18 protein-coding genes are annotated in these 17,370 nt (G+C 70.7%); 6 read left to right on the top strand and 12 right to left on the bottom strand.

Features of this window, described 5'->3' with window-relative positions:
• Positions 1–206: 206 nt before the first annotated feature.
• The 6 genes from AB0L37_RS35045 to AB0L37_RS35020 all read right to left on the bottom strand — a co-directional run bounded on the left by AB0L37_RS35045 (position 207) and on the right by AB0L37_RS35020 (position 4,607).
• Entirely contained in the window at positions 207–1,382 is a 1,176-nt protein-coding gene (locus AB0L37_RS35045; protein ID WP_365514983.1) for a serine hydrolase, read from the bottom strand.
• A gap of 61 nt (positions 1,383–1,443) precedes the next feature.
• Positions 1,444–2,085, bottom strand: coding sequence for a TetR family transcriptional regulator (locus AB0L37_RS35040; protein WP_365515050.1), 642 nt, complete (start codon positions 2,083–2,085; stop codon positions 1,444–1,446).
• A 91-nt stretch (positions 2,086–2,176) separates the two neighbouring features.
• The gene (locus AB0L37_RS35035; RefSeq protein WP_365514980.1) at positions 2,177–2,692 is read right to left on the bottom strand and encodes a DCC1-like thiol-disulfide oxidoreductase family protein; all 516 of its coding nucleotides are present in this window, start codon (positions 2,690–2,692) and stop codon (positions 2,177–2,179) included.
• 26 nt (positions 2,693–2,718) lie between these two features.
• Positions 2,719–3,126, bottom strand: coding sequence for a hypothetical protein (locus AB0L37_RS35030; RefSeq protein ID WP_255974653.1), 408 nt, complete (start codon positions 3,124–3,126; stop codon positions 2,719–2,721).
• A gap of 100 nt (positions 3,127–3,226) precedes the next feature.
• Positions 3,227–3,637, bottom strand: a complete 411-nt coding sequence (locus AB0L37_RS35025; RefSeq protein WP_365514976.1) for a VOC family protein — start codon at positions 3,635–3,637, stop codon at positions 3,227–3,229.
• A 40-nt stretch (positions 3,638–3,677) separates the two neighbouring features.
• Positions 3,678–4,607, bottom strand: coding sequence for an SMP-30/gluconolactonase/LRE family protein (locus tag AB0L37_RS35020; protein ID WP_365514973.1), 930 nt, complete (start codon positions 4,605–4,607; stop codon positions 3,678–3,680).
• 90 nt (positions 4,608–4,697) lie between these two features.
• Between AB0L37_RS35020 and AB0L37_RS35015 the strand changes: the two genes are divergently transcribed.
• A complete protein-coding gene (locus tag AB0L37_RS35015; RefSeq protein WP_365515047.1) occupies positions 4,698–5,144 on the top strand; it encodes an Lrp/AsnC family transcriptional regulator in 447 nt (148 codons plus the stop codon).
• 62 nt (positions 5,145–5,206) lie between these two features.
• Here AB0L37_RS35015 and AB0L37_RS35010 read toward each other — a convergent pair whose 3' ends face one another.
• From AB0L37_RS35010 to AB0L37_RS34990, 5 genes are all read right to left on the bottom strand, one after another.
• On the bottom strand, positions 5,207–5,983 hold the full coding sequence (locus tag AB0L37_RS35010; protein WP_365514970.1) for a succinate dehydrogenase iron-sulfur subunit: 777 nt from the start codon (positions 5,981–5,983) through the stop codon (positions 5,207–5,209).
• Positions 5,983–7,737: a succinate dehydrogenase flavoprotein subunit gene (gene sdhA / locus AB0L37_RS35005; protein WP_365514967.1), complete on the bottom strand. Its 1,755-nt coding sequence runs from the start codon at positions 7,735–7,737 to the stop codon at positions 5,983–5,985. The genes AB0L37_RS35010 and sdhA overlap by 1 nt, the downstream gene beginning before the upstream one ends.
• Before the next feature lie 19 nt (positions 7,738–7,756).
• Entirely contained in the window at positions 7,757–8,251 is a 495-nt protein-coding gene (locus AB0L37_RS35000) for a succinate dehydrogenase hydrophobic membrane anchor subunit (RefSeq protein WP_365514964.1), read from the bottom strand.
• Positions 8,252–8,259: 8 nt separating this feature from the next.
• A complete protein-coding gene (sdhC, locus tag AB0L37_RS34995; RefSeq protein ID WP_365514961.1) occupies positions 8,260–8,640 on the bottom strand; it encodes a succinate dehydrogenase, cytochrome b556 subunit in 381 nt (126 codons plus the stop codon).
• A gap of 149 nt (positions 8,641–8,789) precedes the next feature.
• Positions 8,790–9,347 (bottom strand): 2-oxo-4-hydroxy-4-carboxy-5-ureidoimidazoline decarboxylase, encoded by a 558-nt coding sequence (locus tag AB0L37_RS34990; protein ID WP_365515045.1) that lies wholly within the window; start codon positions 9,345–9,347, stop codon positions 8,790–8,792.
• A 291-nt stretch (positions 9,348–9,638) separates the two neighbouring features.
• On the opposite strand from AB0L37_RS34990, the gene AB0L37_RS34985 reads away from it, so the two are divergent.
• The 5 genes from AB0L37_RS34985 to AB0L37_RS34965 all read left to right on the top strand — a co-directional run bounded on the left by AB0L37_RS34985 (position 9,639) and on the right by AB0L37_RS34965 (position 14,062).
• Positions 9,639–11,234 (top strand): glycoside hydrolase family 20 protein, encoded by a 1,596-nt coding sequence (locus AB0L37_RS34985; RefSeq protein ID WP_365514958.1) that lies wholly within the window; start codon positions 9,639–9,641, stop codon positions 11,232–11,234.
• Between the two features lie 139 nt (positions 11,235–11,373).
• A complete protein-coding gene (locus AB0L37_RS34980; RefSeq protein ID WP_365514956.1) occupies positions 11,374–12,123 on the top strand; it encodes a DUF4328 domain-containing protein in 750 nt (249 codons plus the stop codon).
• A 92-nt stretch (positions 12,124–12,215) separates the two neighbouring features.
• Positions 12,216–12,728, top strand: coding sequence for a hypothetical protein (locus tag AB0L37_RS34975; RefSeq protein ID WP_365514953.1), 513 nt, complete (start codon positions 12,216–12,218; stop codon positions 12,726–12,728).
• A 93-nt stretch (positions 12,729–12,821) separates the two neighbouring features.
• Positions 12,822–13,379: a hypothetical protein gene (locus AB0L37_RS34970; RefSeq protein ID WP_365514951.1), complete on the top strand. Its 558-nt coding sequence runs from the start codon at positions 12,822–12,824 to the stop codon at positions 13,377–13,379.
• The gene (locus AB0L37_RS34965; protein WP_365514948.1) at positions 13,376–14,062 is read left to right on the top strand and encodes a hypothetical protein; all 687 of its coding nucleotides are present in this window, start codon (positions 13,376–13,378) and stop codon (positions 14,060–14,062) included. Before AB0L37_RS34970 ends, AB0L37_RS34965 begins: the two co-directional genes overlap by 4 nt.
• Positions 14,063–14,500: 438 nt before the next feature.
• Here AB0L37_RS34965 and AB0L37_RS34960 read toward each other — a convergent pair whose 3' ends face one another.
• Positions 14,501–17,266 (bottom strand): FG-GAP-like repeat-containing protein, encoded by a 2,766-nt coding sequence (locus AB0L37_RS34960; protein WP_365514946.1) that lies wholly within the window; start codon positions 17,264–17,266, stop codon positions 14,501–14,503.
• Between the last annotated feature and the right edge of the window lie 104 nt (positions 17,267–17,370).

Genomic DNA, 17,370 nt, shown 5'->3' with positions numbered 1-17,370 from the left:
GGTGGGGGCTGGTCGCGCCCCGCGGCGGAGCCGCTAATGACACAGCCCCGCGCCCCTGAAATGCCGACGCTTCGCGTCGCATTTCCCCGACGCGATCGCGCCCGATGAGATGCCGCACCGAAGGTGCGCATCTCAGGGGCGCGGGGAACTGCGCGACCAGCCACGACGAACGCCGCACCCGGCAACCCAACCGCCGATGGCAGACGCTAAGCCCGCCGCCGCCCAGTAGGCCGAACCCTGCGCCGCAGCGCCCACAACCCCCCACCCGCGACCGCCGCCACCGCCGCGGACCCCCCGAACGCCCACCCGTCCCCACCCCCGGAGGACGACACCGCCGCCGGAGCCCCCGCCGCGGGGGACGCCGAATCCGAGGGAGACGCCGCAGGCCGCTCGCTCAGCGGCGTCACCAGTTCCCCGACCGCCCGCGCCGAGCGGCCCGCCGAGAACGCCCAGTCGAGCAGCGCCGCAGTCTCCTCGTACACCGCCTCGTAGCCGGACTTCGGATGCATCACGGTGACGAGAAGCGTGCGGCCGTCGCGCGTCGCGGCCCCGGTGAAGGTGTTCCCGGCGTGCGAGGTGTAGCCGTTCTTGACGCCGATGAGCCCCCGGTACGCGGAGACGCCCTGCCCGGTGAGCAGTCGGTCCGTGTTCTGGATCTGGAAGGTCTTGCCGCCGCCCGCGGGGAAGTCGGCGACCTCGGTGCCGCAGTAGCCGCGGAAGTCGCTGTTCTTGAGGCCGGCGCGGGCGAAGAGCGTGAGGTCGTACGCGGACGAGACCTGCCCCTTGTGGTCGAACCCGTCGGGGCTGACGACATGCGTGTCCCCGGCCCGGAGGTCCGCGGCACGGGCCTGCATCGCGGCGACCGTCTTGTCGACGCCGCCGTACATCGAGGCGAGCACGTGCACCGCGTCGTTCCCCGACCGCAGGAACACGCCCTGCCACAGCTGGTGGACCGTGTACGTGGTGCCGGCCTGGATGCCGACGAGGCTGGAGCCGTACGGGATCCCGGCCAGGTCCGCGGCCGTCACCTTGTGCTCCAGGTCACGGTCGAACTCCGGCAGGACCGTGTCCGCGAACAGCATCTTCAGCGTCGAGGCGGGCGGCAGTGGCCGGTGCGCGTTGTAGGCGGCGAGCACCTCGCCGGTGTCGTTGTCGGCGACGAGCCAGGCCTTCGCGGCGAGCTTCGGCAGCTTCGGCGCCCCCGCCGCGCGCCGGACCTGCACCCCGGAGGCGGCGAGCCGCGACCCCCCGACGGCGGAGGCCGCCGACGCCGACTGCGCGGGCAGGGCGAGGGCGGCGGCCGAACCGAGGCCGAGGCCGATGCCGAGGGCGGTACGGCGGCTGAGCTGCGGGTACGCGGAGGAGTGGGATGTGCCGGGCATCAGGCGAACGTACCGTTCAAAGCTGAGGTAAAGGTAAGAGGGGTCGGCCCGTGCGCCCCGCTCAGCCCTTCGCCCCGGCCACCCGCTGCGTCATCCCCGGCAGGAAGTCGATGAACAGCTCGTGCACCTCCATGACGAGCGGCCGCAGCACCCGGAACCGGGCGAGCGCCACGCCCCGCGTCGTCAGCCGGGCCCCCCGCTCGGCGAGCCGCCGGCTGCGCTCGCGCCCCTCGGACGAGTCGAAGACCCAGTACAGGACGAGCCCCATCTGCGAGAGCCACATCAACTCGGGGAGGATCTCGGCCAGTTCGGCCGGGACCTTCGCCTTCGACCCGGCGAGCACCTCGCGGTGCAGTCCGATCGCGACCTCGCGGGCGCCCTCGGACTCCTGCGAGAACGGGCTGAGCGGCGAGTCCGGGTCGGCCGCGTTCTTGAAGAACTGCGCCGCGAACTCGTGGTACGGCTCCGCGATCTCCAGCCACGCCGTGAGGACCCCGGCGAGCCGCTTCTCCAGATCGGTCTCCGTGTCGAGCACGGACCGGACCGCCGCCAGGTGCTCGGCGGTGATCCGGTCGTAGAACCCCTGGATGAGGTGTTCCTTGCCCGCGAAGTAGTAGTACGCGTTGCCGACCGAGACCCCCGCCTCCTGGGCGATGGCCCGCATGGTGGTCCTGTCGTAGCCCCGCTCCCGGAACAGCCGCATCGCGGTCTCCAGGATCAGCGCGCGCGTCTGCTCGCTCTTCGCGCCCTTGCCCTCGGTCTTCCCGTCCTTCTCTGCTGCCACGGCCCCGAGCCTAATCGGCCGCGCGACAGCCGCTGTCACAGGCGGGCCCAGGCTCGTCCTGATACCCGTAGGCCTCGTAGAACCAGCCGTCCTTCGGGTCGTACGTCCATCCGTCGGCCCGCCGGTACGGGCCCTCGCTCCAGGCGTGGTCCTCCCAGCGCGCCGCGCGGTACTTGGCCGCGGTGAGGACGACCCGCTTGGCGACCTTCATCCCGGCGGGCGTCGCGAGGCGGTGGGCCGTGGCCCGGTGCGCCCGCAGCGCCCACATGCAGACGATCCACGCGGCGGGCCCTCGGTAGACCTGACCCCCGTCCGCGATCACCGTGATGTCGCTGAGGGTCGCGGCGTGATCGAGGCCGGGGAAGAGCTCCCGGGCCCGGGACTGCCCGGCCGGCACCAGGTCGAGCGGCACCAACTGCCGCTGCTTCACGAGCCAGTTCCGGGCGAACGTGCACATCGGGCACTCCGCGTCGTACAGCACGGTCAGCCGGCGGACCGGGGCGTCCCCCCGGGCGCCCCGGTCCACTGCCTCCCCCGTGCTCCCCACCGCACTCACGCCCCGGCGACCGGAGCGGCCCACCCCTGCGGCGGGACCGGCGGCTGCTGCTCGCGCTCCATGACGCCGCGCCGCCGGATCTTGTTGAGGACATAGACGTTGCCCAGGTGCATCACGCCGAGGACGAGGAGGACGACGCCGAGCTTGGTCGACAGGGCCTCGAAGACCTCGCGGGTGGTCGCGATGTCCTCGTCCCCGCTCAGGTAGAGGGCGACGAACCCGAGGTTGACCAGGTAGAAGCCCACCACCAGAAGGTGGTTCACGGCGTCGGCGAGCTTCTCGTTCCCGTGCAGCACGTCGGCCAGGAAGATCCGGCCGTTACGGCTCAGGGTGCGCGCCACCCAGATGGTCAGACCGATGCTGACGACGAGGTAGACGACGTATGCGACGACTGTGAGGTCCATGCCCCACCCTCCTTGAACGCGTTCAAAAACGCTGACAGGCATGAATGTAGACCTGTTTTTGAACGCGTTCAAGCGAGAGTCGTCCTACGTGACGGGGGTCTCAACTCCGGGCCAGCTCCGGGCGCTTGAGGTAGTCGGTGAACCCGACGACGTTGCCCCACGGGTCGGCGAACTCGACCACGTACCCGGTGGAGGTGGAGAAGGGGGCGTCGAGCGGCTCGATGCCCGCGGCGCGCAGCCGGTCGGCGGCGGCCCGCGCGTCCGGGACCTCCAGCCACAGCCGCGCCGCGGGCCAGCCCGGCGGCCGGTGCCCGAACCCCTCCTCGGCGCGCAGCAGCAGCCCCGGCGTCTCCTTGCCGACGCCGAGCAGGGCGATCCCGGCCTCATCGAGCCGGAACTTCACGGGGAACCCGGCGCGCTCGTAGAAGGCGACGGCCTCGGGCAGGTCGCCGACCGGCAGCAGGGTGTTGTCGAAGCCGAGGATCTCGAGTTCGGGCGTCTCAGGTGACATACCGTCAGATTAGCCATGCATCGGGCGAACGCCCTTCATGTCATCGACGGCGAATGCGTGGCGCCCCCGTGACGGCCGTCATCAGGCAGTACAGGGAGGTCGACGCGGCGAGGAACATGATGTTGTTCTTGGGCCCGCCGAACGCGATGTTGGCGACCGGCTCCGGCGTGAGCAGCCGCCCGATCAGCGTGCCGTCGGGGTCGTAACAGTGCACGCCGCCGCTCATCGCCGCCGCCCACAACCGCCCCTCGTCGTCGAACCGCAGATTGTCGAACCGCCCGAGCCCGTCCTTCATCTCGGCGAACACCTTGCCGTCGGAGAGCGTCCCGTCGTCCCGTACGTCGAAGACGCGGATCACGCCGCCGCGCGTGTCGGAGACGTACAGCTCGCTCTCGTCGGGCGAGAAGACGAGCCCGTTCGGAGCCCCGAACCCATCGGCAGCAAGCGTCACTTGACGTCCATCGGGATCAATTCGGTACACGTTGTTGGCGCCGATCTCGGACTCGGCGCGGAAGCCCTCGTAGTCGCTGGTGATCCCGAAGTCCGGGTCGGAGAACCAGATCGACCCGTCGGAGCGCACCACGGCGTCGTTCGGACTGTTGAACCGCTTCCCCTCCCACCGGTCCGCGAGCACGGTCAGGGAGCCGTCGGGCTCGGTCCGCGTCACGCGCCGGTTGCCCTGCTCGCAGTGGATCAGCCGGCCCTCCCGGTCGACGGTGTTGCAGTTGATGTGGCCCGCGGGGGAGCGGAAGACGCTCACCGCGCCGCTGGTCTCGTCCCAGCGCAGCAGCCGGTCGTTCGGGATGTCGCTCCAGATCACCTGACGCCAGGCGGGCAGGTAGACGGGCCCCTCGACCCAGCGCCCGCCGGTGTGCAGGACCTGGAAGAAGTGGTCGCCGTTGGCGCAGCGCCCGGTGCGGAAGCGCTCATCGAGGATGTCGTACGAGACGGGAACGGTATCTGTGGACACGATCAACCCCCACGGTCTTGGTGCGGAACCGAATCTCATCCTGTCGCCAACGACTATGACAGAACAAGATACGGTTATGCCATGGAGATCGTGGATGACATCGACCGGAAGCTGATCGCGGCACTGCAACGCGACGCGACGACCGCGTACGCGGCGCTCGGCAAGGAGGTCGGCCTCTCGGCGGGCGCCGCCCACGAGCGCGTACGGAAACTGCGCGAACGGGGCGTCATCCGCCGCACGACGATCGACGTCGACCCGGCGGCCCTCGGCCAGGGCGTACTGGCGTACGTGATGGTCGAGTCGTCGTCCTGGATGGGCGAGTCCGCACAGCACTTCGCGGCCATCCCCGAACTCGTGGAGGCCCACGTCATCGCGGGCAGCGCCTCGGTCCTGGTCAAGGTCCGCACAGCCACGACCCAGCAACTCCAGGACGTGCTGCGCCGCTTGTACGCCATCGAGGGAGTGAGCGGGACACAGGCGACGGTGGCTCTGGAGACGTTCTTCGAGCGGGGGGTGTCGGTCGTCGACGGCCGGTGAAAAGGCGCGGGCCCCGCTCCCGGGAAGGAGCGGGGCCCGCGCACAGGGCGTGACCGGGAGGGTCAGTAGCGGCGCGTGATGAGCGCGCGCTTCACTTCCTGGATCGCCTTCGTGACCTCGATGCCGCGCGGGCAGGCGTCCGTGCAGTTGAAGGTCGTGCGGCAACGCCACACGCCGTCACGGTCGTTGAGGATCTCCAGGCGCTGCTCCCCGGCCTCGTCGCGCGAGTCGAAGATGAAGCGGTGGGCGTTCACGATGGCGGCCGGACCGAAGTACTGGCCGTCGTTCCAGAACACCGGGCAGGAGGAGGTGCAGGCCGCGCAGAGGATGCACTTCGTCGTGTCGTCGAAGCGCTCGCGGTCCTCGGCGGACTGGAGACGCTCGCGCGTCGGCTCGTTCCCCTTGGTCACCAGGAACGGCATGACGTCCCGGTAGGCCTGGAAGAACGGGTCCATGTCCACGACCAGGTCCTTCAGGACCGTCAGGCCCTTGATGGCCTCGACCGTGATCGGCTTCTCCGGGTTGATGTCCTTGATGAGCGTCTTGCAAGCAAGGCGGTTCTTGCCGTTGATGCGCATCGCGTCGGACCCGCAGATGCCGTGCGCGCAGGAACGGCGGAAGGTCAGCGAACCGTCCTGGTCCCACTTGATCTTGTGAAGGGCGTCGAGGACACGCTCCTTCGGGTCGATCTCCAGCTGGAAGTCTTCCCAGACCGCGTCCGCGGAGACCTCCGGGTTGAACCGGCGGATCCGGAAGGTGACGGTGATGTACGGGGAGTCGGCGAACCCGGGCTCGGCCTTGCCGGCCGCCTCCGCCTTGTCCATGATCGGGGTTGCCATCAGTACTTACGCTCCATCGGCTGGTAGCGGGTCTGGACGACCGGCTTGTAGTCGAGACGGATGGACTCGCTGCCGTCGTCGCCGACCTCGCGGTACGCCATGGTGTGGCGCATGAAGTTGACGTCGTCGCGGTTCGGGAAGTCCTCGCGGTAGTGACCGCCGCGCGACTCCTTGCGGGCCAGCGCCGAGGTCGCCATGACCTCGGCGAGGTCGAGCAGGTTGCCCAGCTCGATGGCCTCGAGGAGGTCGGTGTTGAAGCGCTTGCCCTTGTCCTGGATGGACACGTTCTTGTAGCGCTCGCGCAGTTCGGCGATCTTCTCGACGGCCGTCTTGATCGTCTGCTCGGTGCGGAACACCATCACGTTGGCGTCCATGCACTCCTGCAACTCGTTGCGCAGGACCGCGACGCGCTCCGTGCCCGTCGAGTTCCGCAGGCGCTCGACGGTCTCCTCGACCAGCGACGCGGGGTTCTCCGGCAGCTCGACGAAGTCGGCCTTGTGGGAGTACTCCGCGGCGGCGATGCCGGCGCGCTTGCCGAAGACGTTGATGTCGAGCAGCGAGTTGGTGCCGAGGCGGTTGGCGCCGTGCACGGACACGCACGCGACCTCACCGGCGGCGTACAGGCCGGGGACGACGGTGGTGTTGTCCGCCAGGACCTCACCCTCGACGTTCGTCGGGATGCCGCCCATGGCGTAGTGCGCGGTCGGCTGGATCGGGATCGGGTCCGTGTAGGGCTCGATGCCGAGGTACGTCCGCGCGAACTCGGTGATGTCCGGGAGCTTGGCGTCGAGCTGCTCCGGCGGCAGGTGCGTGAGGTCGAGGTAGACGTGGTCGCCCTCGGGACCGCAGCCGCGGCCCTCACGGATCTCCGTGTAGATGGAGCGGGACACGACGTCACGGGACGCGAGGTCCTTCATGACCGGCGCGTACTTCTCCATGAAGCGCTCGCCGTCCTTGTTGCGGAGGATGCCGCCCTCACCGCGGGCGCCCTCCGTCAGGAGGATGCCCATGCGCCAGATGCCGGTCGGGTGGAACTGGAAGAACTCCATGTCCTCCAGCGGGATCCCGCGCCGGTAGCAGGCGGCCTGGCCGTCGCCGGTCAGGGTGTGCGCGTTCGACGTCACCTTGAAGAACTTGCCGGTGCCGCCGGACGCGTAGATGACCGACTTCGCCTGGAAGACGTGGATCTCGCCGGTCGCGAGCTCGTACGCGACGACGCCCGCCGACTTCTTGACGCCGTCCTCCTCGACGATGAGCTGGTCGAGGACGTAGAACTCGTTGAAGAACTCCACGCCCTCCTTGACGCAGTTCTGGTACAGCGTCTGGAGGATCATGTGGCCGGTGCGGTCCGCGGCGTAGCAGGACCGGCGGACCGGGGCCTCGCCGTGGTTACGGGAGTGACCGCCGAAGCGGCGCTGGTCGATGGTGCCGTCCGGGGTGCGGTTGAACGGCAGGCCCATCTTCTCCAGGTCGAGGACCGAGTCGATGGCCTCCTTCGCCAGGATCTCGGCGGCGTCCTGGTCGACCAGGTAGTCGCCGCCCTTGATCGTGTCGAAGGTGTGCCACTCCCAGTTGTCCTCTTCCACGTTGGCCAGCGCGGCGGCCATGCCGCCCTGCGCGGCGCCCGTGTGGGAGCGGGTGGGGTAGAGCTTGGTCAGCACCGCGGTGCGGCTGCGCTTGGTCGACTCGATGGCCGCGCGCATGCCCGCGCCGCCGGCGCCGACGATGACGGTGTCGTACTTGTGAATCTTCACGGGTTCGCTCGCCTCGGCTTTAACGGATGTTCGGGTCGAAGGTGAAGATCACCAGCGTGCCCAGCAGGACGGTGAAGACCGTCGCGGCGTACAGCAGGCCCTTCAGCCACAGGCGGGTCTGGGGGCGCTCTGCGTAGTCGTTGATGACCGTGCGCAGGCCGTTGGAGCCGTGCAGCATCGCGAGCCACAGCATCAGCAGGTCCCAGCCCTGCCAGAACGGGGACGCCCAGCGGCCCGCGACGAACGCGAAGCCGATCTTGGAGACGCCGCCGTCGAGGACGAGCTGGATCAGCAGGTGGCCGAGGACGAGAACGACCAGGACGACACCGGACAGGCGCATGAAGAGCCACGCGGCCATCTCGAAGTTGCCGCGGCTGCCCTTGCCGGTCTTCGAGGTCCGCTTGCGCGGCGCCTCGATGTACGGGGCCGGGTTGTCGACGTCGTAGAGCGGGGCGCCCTCGACGGGGCCGACGCCGGAGGAGCCGGAGTCCTTGGTGAGGGTGGTGTCAGACATGTCTGGCCTCAGCTCCCGAAGAGTTCACGGACGGCGTGGCCGAGGACGGGGTACAGGGCCCCGACCATCAGGACGACCCAGATGCCCACGACGGTCCAGAGCATCTGCTTCTGGTAGCGCGGGCCCTTCGACCAGAAGTCGACGGCGATGACACGCAGGCCGTTGAGCGCGTGGAAGAGGATGGCGGCGACGAGGCCGTATTCCAGGAGCGCGACGATCGGCGTCTTGTAGGTGGCGATGACCTCGTCGTACGTCTCCGGGGAGACGCGGACGAGAGCGGTGTCCAGCACGTGTACGAACAGGAAGAAGAAGATGAGGACACCGGTGACTCGATGAGCCACCCACGACCACATGCCTTCCCGGCCGCGGTACAGCGTTCCAGCCGGCACGGAAGAACCCTCCGGGAGCGGGGACTAGGGCCGCGCCGGCTTCGGTGTCGGTCGGGCCCGGCCGGGTACGGTCCACCGGCCGCTCGTCATCGTATCGACGAGTTGTCGGCTCGCTTGCCCGGGGGCCTCCGGTGTGATCAAACAGGCAATCAAACAGGCACGTACGGGCTATTGGTGGCGCTTTGCTGCCCTGTCGTGTCCGGGCTCCCGGTCCGGGCGTTCGGGAGATTGCGGACAAGTCGCGCGATCCGGCCCCGGGCGAGTCGCCGCAGTTCCTCCGCGGCGACGATCCGCTCCTCTTCCCTGTCGTTGCCGAGGCGGTCGCGCAGCCCCGCGAGCAGGTGGTCGAGGGCCTCGCCGGGGGCGACGGCGTCGAGGCAGATCACAAAGGCGTGCCCGAAGCGGTCCTCGTACGCGGAGTGGGCCGCGGCCAGCGCGGTGTGGGCGGCCGTGTAGGCGGCCGCGCCCTGCGGCAGCGGGAGTTCTTCGCAGGCCAGGGCCTGGGTGACATCGCCGGGGCCCAGGTCGTACGCCGCCTCGTCGGCCGCGGCGAGCAGCGCGTCGAGATCCGGGTAGGGGCGGTGCGCGGCGAGCCGGTGCGCCCAGGCGCGGCTGCCGCAGCAGCTCAGCAGGGCGTCCTCGGCGGTGTCCTGCGGCAGCGCGTTGAAGTGGATGAGGCCCCCGTGCGGTGTGGCCTGCGCCGGTATGGGCAGGCGGCCGGGTACGTGAGGGGGGCGGTGCGGCGCGCGCAGGGGTGCCTCCGGCGGCGGGGCGGGATGAGGGATGTTGGCCGTAACGCTAGCGAGGGGTGATTGCGGGTGTCCGACGGATGCGCGAATTTCACTCGGACGGGAGAGTTTGGCGGCGCCGCGTGGACGGTTCGCGTTCTCGCCGTTGCGGGTGTTGTTTCGTGGGCGGGTGCGGGCTCGTTGTTGTTGCTCGCGCCCCGCGGCGGAGCCGCAGATTGATACAGCCTCGCGCCCCTTTAGGGAGTTGATGTGCAGGTGGAGAAGGAGCGGAAGGTTCTGCTCGGTGCTGCTGCCGTCGTGGCCGCCGGGGCCGTGGTGCTCACTGCCGCGTTGTGGCCCGACGACGGTGGCGGGTCCGCCGGGCAGGCGCCGTCCGACGGGAAGTCGACGGCGTCGTCGGCCGCGCCGTCGCCGACCCGGTCGTATCCGCTGTCCTCGCGCCCGCGCACGATCCCGTCCGTACGGGACTTCACCCCGGCGCGCGGGCCCGGCTGGAAGCCGGACGGGGGGAAGGTCGTCGTGCGGGACGCGGCGCTGGCCGAGGAGGGGCGGCTGGTCGCCGACGAGTTGGGGCTGACATACGAGGGGGAGGGCGCGGACGCCGGGCCCGGGGACGTGGAGCTGGCGCTGGGCGGGTCCGGGGGCGCGGAGTCGTACCGGATGACCGTGCGGGGCGGGCGGGTGCGGATCGTCGGGCCGAGCGACGCCGGGGTCTTCTACGGGACGCGCACGCTCAAGCAGGAGGTGCACGGCGGGGCGACCGCACCCGAGGGCGTGGTCGACGACGAACCGGCCAAGGCGCAGCGCGGGTTCAACCTCGACATCGCCCGCAAGCACTTCACGGCCGGCTGGATCAAGGACCGGATCCGGGAGATCGGGGACCTGAAGTTCAACCAGATCGGGCTGCACTTCTCCGACGACCAGGCGTTCCGCATCGCCTCCGACACGCATCCGGAGATCGTGTCGCCCGAGCACCTCAGCAAGGCGCAGGTGCGGGAGATCCTGTCGCTGGCCGCGGAGCGGCATGTCACCGTCGTGCCGGAGATCGACTCCCCCGGGCACCTCGGCGCCGTCATCCAGGCCCACCCGGACCTTCAGCTGCGCGACGCGGGCGGGGTGCCCGCGCGGGGGGCCGTCGACATCTCGAAGCCGGGGGCCGCGAAGATCGTCGACGATCTGCTGAAGGAGTACGCGCAGCTGTTCAAGGGCGCGTACTGGCATCTGGGCGCCGACGAGTACCGGGCGCTGATGAAGACGAACCCGGAGGCGTCGTACCCGCAGCTCGCCGCCGCGGCGCGGGCGAAGTACGGGGCGAACGCACGGGTGAAGGACCTCGCCGAGGGGTGGCTGAACGACCGGGCGAAGACCATGGCCCCGTACGACCGGAAGCTGAAGGCCTGGAACGACGGGTTCTTCACCGGCGGTGTCGTCGAGGCGGACAAGGACATCGAGGTCGCGTACTGGACCGGCAAGGAGATCGGGGCCAGGGAGCCCGTCTCGTATCTGAGCGCCGGGCGGAAGCTGACGAACTACAACGACGAGTACCTGTACTACGTGCTCGGCCAGCCGAACACCTTCGTCTACCCGACCGGGCAGCGGATCTACGAGAACTGGACGCCGCTCGTCGTGCGCGGGACCACGCCCGTGCCCGCGAAGTACGACGGCCAGATCCTCGGCGGGACCTTCGCCGTCTGGTGCGATCTGGCGCAGGCCCAGACCCAGGCACAGGTCGCGCAGGGCATCCGGATGCCGCTGCGGGCGACGGTGCAGAAGCTGTGGGATCCGGACAAGCCGGAGCTGACGTGGGGGCAGTTCGTGGAGCTGGCGGCGAAGTTGAGCGGCTGACCTGCGGATACGGGGGTGGACAGCACGGCCTGTGGAGCCTTATGTTCCGCAGGCCGCGCGGCCGGGGGGCCGGAACGTCCGCGGTGTTTCCCTGGGGAGGGGCGCAGCTGTGCTGTGCGGAACATGCGGGAAGAATCAGGTGCAGGCCGCAGGCGGCCTGTGCGCGGGGTGCGCGCAGGCGCATGCGTCGTCGTCGTACGATCCGGCGGCCCGGTTCTCGGCGCTGCGGTCGCCGAACGGGTTCGCGACCGCCGCGGTCGTGCTGCTGTGCCTGGTGATCGTGGCCGATCTGGCCGCGGTGGTGACGGGCATCGGCGAGTACCGGTTCGCGGCGGATCTGGCGGCCGGTGACTTCTCCGGGTTCAGCGAATCCGACATGGAGCGGATCGACGACCTGTACACGCTCGCGGGGCGCGCCCAGCTGCTGACGGTGGTCGCCGCGGCGATCGGCTTCATCGCCTGGTTCCTGCGGGTGCGGGACAACGCGCAGGTCATCGAGCCGCTCGGGCAGCGCTTGGCGCGGCCCTGGGCGATCTTCGGGTTCCTGGTGCCGGTGGTGAACCTCTGGTTCCCGCGCCGGATCGCGCACGACATCTGGCGGGCGAGCGCCGACGGGTTCGATTTCTCCCGCAAGGAGGCGCGGGTCGGGACGATCGACCTGTGGTGGTTCCTGTGGCTGCTCAACCTGCTCCTGCGCTGGTCGGCGAACAGAAATTACGACAGTGCCGAGGCCATCGGCGAGATCAAGACGGCGACGGGCACGCTGATCTTCAGCGACACCGTCGACATCCTGAGCGCCGTCGCCGCGATCCTGTTCGTGCGGGCGATGACCCGCCTCCAGAACCTGCGGGTCCTGGGCCGTCCCACGATGCGTGCAGGCGACGCCTAGTTTGCGTTTCCGGTGGCGAAGTCCCGTATGCCTGTGGTGTATTCGGCTCGAGTCGCATCGAACAGTGCAGTACAGGGGACGGGGGCACGGGCATGGGCTACTGGGGTTATTACGTGGTGGCCAGAAGCGGACGTCCGCTGAAGGAACTCGAGTCGCTGGGCGGGGTCAGGGACGAGATGGCGCTCCTGGAGGAGCGGGCCGGCGACTGGCAGGTGTGGGAGTGCCCGGGTGGCGGCGGTGAGCCGACGCCGGACGTCGGGAGCATGAACTCCCTGGCCGGGGAGACCGGTGCGCCCGCGCTCTTCGCGTACGTCATGGACAGCCGGTGCGCCGTCGTCGAGGCGGCGGCGCCGCAGAGCGGCGCGTGGACGACGTGCCTGGGGCGGGCCGCGATGGCCCAGTACATCGGCGGGGACGAACTCTCCCTGGAGGACTACTTCCTGCCGCCCGACGACGCGGCGGAGCACGCCGTCTCCTGGGCGGCGGAGGGCGGTCTCACGGTGGCGCGGCAGCCGATCCTCGACGTGCTCGGGGCGGACGCGCAGCCGTCGGCGGAGGAGCTGTTCTTCCGGTTCCTCGACCGGCTCGGCGTCGCCTCCCGGTGACGGCGTCTGTGACGTTCCCGGCGGCCGCGGCGCTGTAAGTCCCGGAGTCCCCAAGGGGAATTGTCGGGTCCGGGTCCGGGAGGCGTACGTCCAATGAGCCTGGTGGAACTGATCGCGCAGGCCGACGAACGGGTGCTCGCCGCGAGCGGGCTCGGCTGCCTCGACCGGTGCGTGCCGTTGCTCGGGGCAGACGCCGCCGACGACGAGGTGCTGCGCCCGCTGTGGACGAGCCTCGCCGAGGACGGTGCCGCGTGGGCCGAGCGGCTCGCCGCGGCCCGGGGCACCCTCGAAGGCGCCGCGGGCGACGGCGAGGCCGCCGAGCTGGTACGCCGGATGCTGGGCGCCGCACCCGACCGCGCCCCCGCCGAGGAGTGGCGCAGCTGGGCCGACGCGTGCTCGGTGGCCGCGCTCCAGGTGCACCGGATGCTGGACACGGTCGAGGACGGCGCGTCCGGTGTCGCCGCGCGCCGGGAAGGCCGTACGGACGCCATGTCGCCCCTCGTCGCGGCCGAACTCCGGCGCCAGACAAGGGTGTTGGAGCTGCTCGCGGGTGGCGGCGCGGGCGGTCTGCGGCGCGCTCTCGACGTGTCGACGGAAGGGCGCCGGGTGCTGCGCGCCGTCGTGTCGCGGCGGGCCAGGAGCAGAGGATGACGTACGCGACGGGTCGGCCGTCGTGGCGGGCCTGGACCGCGGTGGGGCTCTGCGCGGCGGCCGTGGCGCTGGGCCTTGCCCGGCCCGCGGAACCTTTCGGTCCTCAACCGGCTTACTGGGCACCGCTGTTGCGCGCCGAGGGCCGCCCTGTGCCGGACGGGTGCGGCGAGGGGGCGCCGGGCCGTTCGGCGCCGGGCCCGGGGAAGACGCCGCGGCTCGTCATCAGCGCGTACGGCTACTTCGGGCCCGGCCCGCGCACCCGGGAACCGGAGCGCTTCACCGTCTCCGCGGCCTTCGACCCGGGCCGCACGCCCCTCGAACTGAGTGCGCTGCGCGCCGCCGTCGATGTGTACGGGCCGCACGGCAAGGGCCGCAGGGCGCACGCCACGGCCCTCGCGGTGCGGGTCGTGACCGGCCCCGACGCGAAGCCCGCCGAGCCGGCCGCCGACGGCACGTACCGCTTCACGCACGACGGCGACCTGTACCTGGCGATCGACGTCCCGGAGAGCGCCGCCTGCCCCGGCGAGAGCCGCAGCACCCTGAACGACTGCGAGCCGCGGCGGACCAACCAGGCGGAGGACTGCCCGGTCGTCCGCCTCGCGCTCAGCGCCGACGGGCTGCCCGGCGGCGGCGCGGTGGCCGTCTCGTACGAGCCGAGCGAGCCGAACGGCCTGGCCGTGTAGGTGCTTCGGGCCGGCCACGGGCCCGGACCCGGCCGCCCCCTCCTGCGGTCGGGGCCGGGGGCCCGTGGGGTGTAGTGAGTAACCCACGCGGGGGCGGCGGCGCAAGCGGCGGCGCAAATGGGGCGTACGGGAGCAGTGGGGAAGCGATGTGAGGGACCCGGCCGCGCCGCGGCCCTTCGAGGAGGCCGATCGCATGGCCGATCACCAGGCCGACACGCATGCCGCAGACGACAGTCCTTCGGGTGGCGGGCTTTCAAGTGGCGAGCCTTCGGGGGCGAGCCTTCGGGTGGCGAACCCGATCCGCGCCGCTGGTGGGCGCTCGTCGTCATCGCGCTCGCGCAGCTGATGTGAACCTCGGATTGCAGGACGTCCGGCAACGCGAAGGGGCCGTGGGGGACTGAGCGGCCCCCACGGCCCCTGCTGGTCGCAATGAGCGTGCTACGGCGCCAGGTTGGTGCCGAGGCGGGCGCCCGTCTTCGTGCCGAACTGGGTCAGGCCGTAGTACTTGGAGAGCGACAGGCTCCACTTGTACGCGCCGGTCGCCGGGTCCGACGTCGGGACGTACAGGAGCGTGCCGTTGCCCGCGTCCTCACCGGCGACGCCGAGCACGAGGCTCGCCCGCCCGAAGCCCTGGACGTCGACGAGAGCCGCCGCCGAACCGAGGTTGTCGTTGGTCTCGGTCGAGCCGGGGACACCGGCCTCGTCCTGCGAGACCGCGAGGGCGCCGGTGCCGGTCAGGCCGGCCGAGGTGCCCTTGAGGAGCAGTGACGTACCGGCGTTGGAGCGGTTCGAGGTGCGGGTGATGTCCTCGTTCGGGGCGCCCGTGAGGACATCCCCGTAGCCGTCGGCGTTGTAGTCGCCGATCGCGACGGACGAGCCCATCGCGTCGCCGGACTCGGAGGCGCCGGGCACGCCCGACGTGGACTGGCTGATGGTCGAGACACCGGTCGACAGGCCCGTGCCGGCGACGCCGTAGACCGCGGTGACCTGGCCGCCGGAGTGGGCGCCGGACTCGGCGGTGTAGGGCTGGCCGATGACGATGTCGTCGACGCCGTTGCCGTTGATGTCGCCGGCGGCGATGGAGCGGCCGCCCTTGACCGCGAGCGTGGCCGCCTTGCGCAGGCCGCCCTCGCCGCCCTTGTACCAGACCACGCGGCCGACGCCGGTGCCGTCGCGGTAGTTGAGGGCGACGTCCGCGTAGCCGTCGTCGTTGAAGTCGCCGGACGTGGCGTCCTCGTAGGCCAGGGTGGACTCACCGGTGGTGATCATCGAGTCGGTGTCCCAGCCGTCGCCGTAGCGGGCGCTCCACGTGCCGCCGAGGCCGGAGGAGGCGGCGAACACGTCGGCCTTGCCGTCCGCGTTGAAGTCGCCGACGGCCACGGCCGAGCCGAAGCGGGCGTTCGTCAGGTCGTAGCTGCCGTCGAGGTTCACGCCCTCGCCGGTGGTGAAGTTCGGGCCGTACAGAATCGTGTACGCGCCGCGGTCCGTGTGTCCGGACGTGTCGTCCTCGCCGGGCTGGCCGACGACGATGTCGGCGTAGCCGTCACCGTTGATGTCGCCGGTCGCGGTGGCCGCGCCGAACTCGTCGCCGCTCTCGCCCGCGCCCGGGACGCCGGTGCTCGACTGCGAGATCAGCTTCTTCTTCGCGGAGTCGGGACCGGCCGTACCGCCCGGCACGACCACGATCTGACCGCCGCTGGAACCCTTCGGCATGCCGGACACGACGTCGCCGAGGCCGTCCTTGTTCACGTCCGAGGACGGGATCGCGGAACTGGCACCCGCGCCCGCGGCGTACGTGCGGATGGTGCCGAGACGGTCCTCGACCTGGGTGCCGGGGCACTCCGTCGCGAAGGCGTCCAGGTGACCGGCGATCGTCTTGAGCGTGGCGCTCTGGCCGTTGGTGTACTTGCCGGTGTCGGCCTTGGCGACCAGGGTCACGGAGCCGGTCGGGCTGACGCCGTACTGGCCGAGCTTGTAGGCGGCGACGCGGGCCACGGACTCCAGGGCCGCGCGCGACGGCTTGTTGTCCACGTAGTTGCCGAGGATCGCGATGCCCGTCGAGTACGAGTTGAAGCCGTACGTGTGGGCGCCGAGCACCGGCTCGTCGACGCCGCCCTCACGGCCCTCGAAGATCTGGCCGCACTTGTCGACGAGGAAGTTGTAGCCGATGTCCTTCCAGCCGTCGTAGTGCTCCGCCGGCCGGGGGGTCACGTGGTACAGGTAGTCGGCCCTGACGATGGCCGCCGACTGCGAGCAGCTGTAGTTGTTCGTGTCCACCGTGTGGTGGACGAACGCGGCCTGGATCTTGTCGATGTACTCCGGCGGGCTGTAGTTGACCGCCTTCGACGTGTCCGGCTTCCACTCCGAGCGCATGATCATCGGCGGCTTGGCGACGGTCGACGCGGGGGCCGGGGGCTTCACGGTCGCGGAGTCGCTCGGCGTCGGGGCGGCGGTCGACGTGGCGGAGCCGGTCGGGCTCGCGGTGTCGGACGCGGAGGCCGACGCCGTGGCGGTCGCACTCGCGCTCGCGGAGGCGGTGGGACTCGCGCTCGCGGACGGCGACTCGTCGATGCTGAACGCGGCGTTCTGCGCGGATATCTGGGAGGTGTAGTCCTGCGCGGCGTTCTGCTGCGCGGCCTCCTTCTTCGTGACACCCGGGTCGACCATCGTCAGGCTGAGCCCCTTGGGCAGCGCGGACGCGGAGCCGTCGGCCGCGACCACGCGCGCCTCGACACCGTCCGACGGGCCGACCCAGCGGGACTCGGACATGCCGACGACATCGCTCTTGGCGTCGGCGGTGCCCGGGTCGGGCAGGTGCGACTCGGCCTCGACCGTCTGCCAGCCGGACCAGGCGCCGGTCTCACTGCTGCGGACCCGCACCTGCGCCGTGCCGTCCAGCTCCGCGGTCTGCTTGTCCCAGGTCAGACCGACCAGGGAGAAGTCGTCGGTCGACCGCTGCGACAGCGCGCGCTTGCCGGTTCCGGCCGCGGACAGCTCCACCGAGTGCACCTCGGAGCCGCGCGCCTGCACGGGCGCGTCCGCCGCGGGCGTCTCCTCGCCCGCCATGGCGTACGCCGTCACACCGGCACCGCCGAGGACGACGGCGCCGACCGTGATCCATGCTCTCCGCTTGAGACTCAGCGGCTTGTACGCGTGCGAAACGGGCGCGTCCTGCCCCTTGCCACGCGAGTGTCGCGGGCTCAAATGCCCCACCCCTTGATGAAGTTCACAAAAACCCCGCGTGTATCGCGGGCAGACATAGATGTTCTATTCAGCGAAGGACCATCGAAGAACGTCACTGGTTGCAC

It is taken from the genome of Streptomyces sp. NPDC052225 (assembly GCF_040679615.1).
Lineage (GTDB): Bacteria > Actinomycetota > Actinomycetes > Streptomycetales > Streptomycetaceae > Streptomyces.
Note: the sequence above shows the minus strand (reverse complement) of the source record. Positions and strands in the feature narration are given on the sequence as shown.

Coding starts and splice junctions, on each gene's coding strand:
- AB0L37_RS35045 (WP_365514983.1), bottom strand. CDS start 1,382: ATGCCCGGCACATCCCACTCCTCCGCGTACCCGCAGCTCAGCCGCCGT.
- AB0L37_RS35040 (WP_365515050.1), bottom strand. CDS start 2,085: ATGCGGCTGTTCCGGGAGCGGGGCTACGACAGGACCACCATGCGGGCC.
- AB0L37_RS35030 (WP_255974653.1), bottom strand. CDS start 3,126: ATGGACCTCACAGTCGTCGCATACGTCGTCTACCTCGTCGTCAGCATC.
- AB0L37_RS35025 (WP_365514976.1), bottom strand. CDS start 3,637: ATGTCACCTGAGACGCCCGAACTCGAGATCCTCGGCTTCGACAACACC.
- AB0L37_RS35010 (WP_365514970.1), bottom strand. CDS start 5,983: ATGGCAACCCCGATCATGGACAAGGCGGAGGCGGCCGGCAAGGCCGAG.
- AB0L37_RS35000 (WP_365514964.1), bottom strand. CDS start 8,251: ATGTCTGACACCACCCTCACCAAGGACTCCGGCTCCTCCGGCGTCGGC.
- AB0L37_RS34975 (WP_365514953.1), top strand. CDS start 12,216: ATGGGCTACTGGGGTTATTACGTGGTGGCCAGAAGCGGACGTCCGCTG.
- AB0L37_RS34970 (WP_365514951.1), top strand. CDS start 12,822: ATGAGCCTGGTGGAACTGATCGCGCAGGCCGACGAACGGGTGCTCGCC.
- AB0L37_RS34965 (WP_365514948.1), top strand. CDS start 13,376: ATGACGTACGCGACGGGTCGGCCGTCGTGGCGGGCCTGGACCGCGGTG.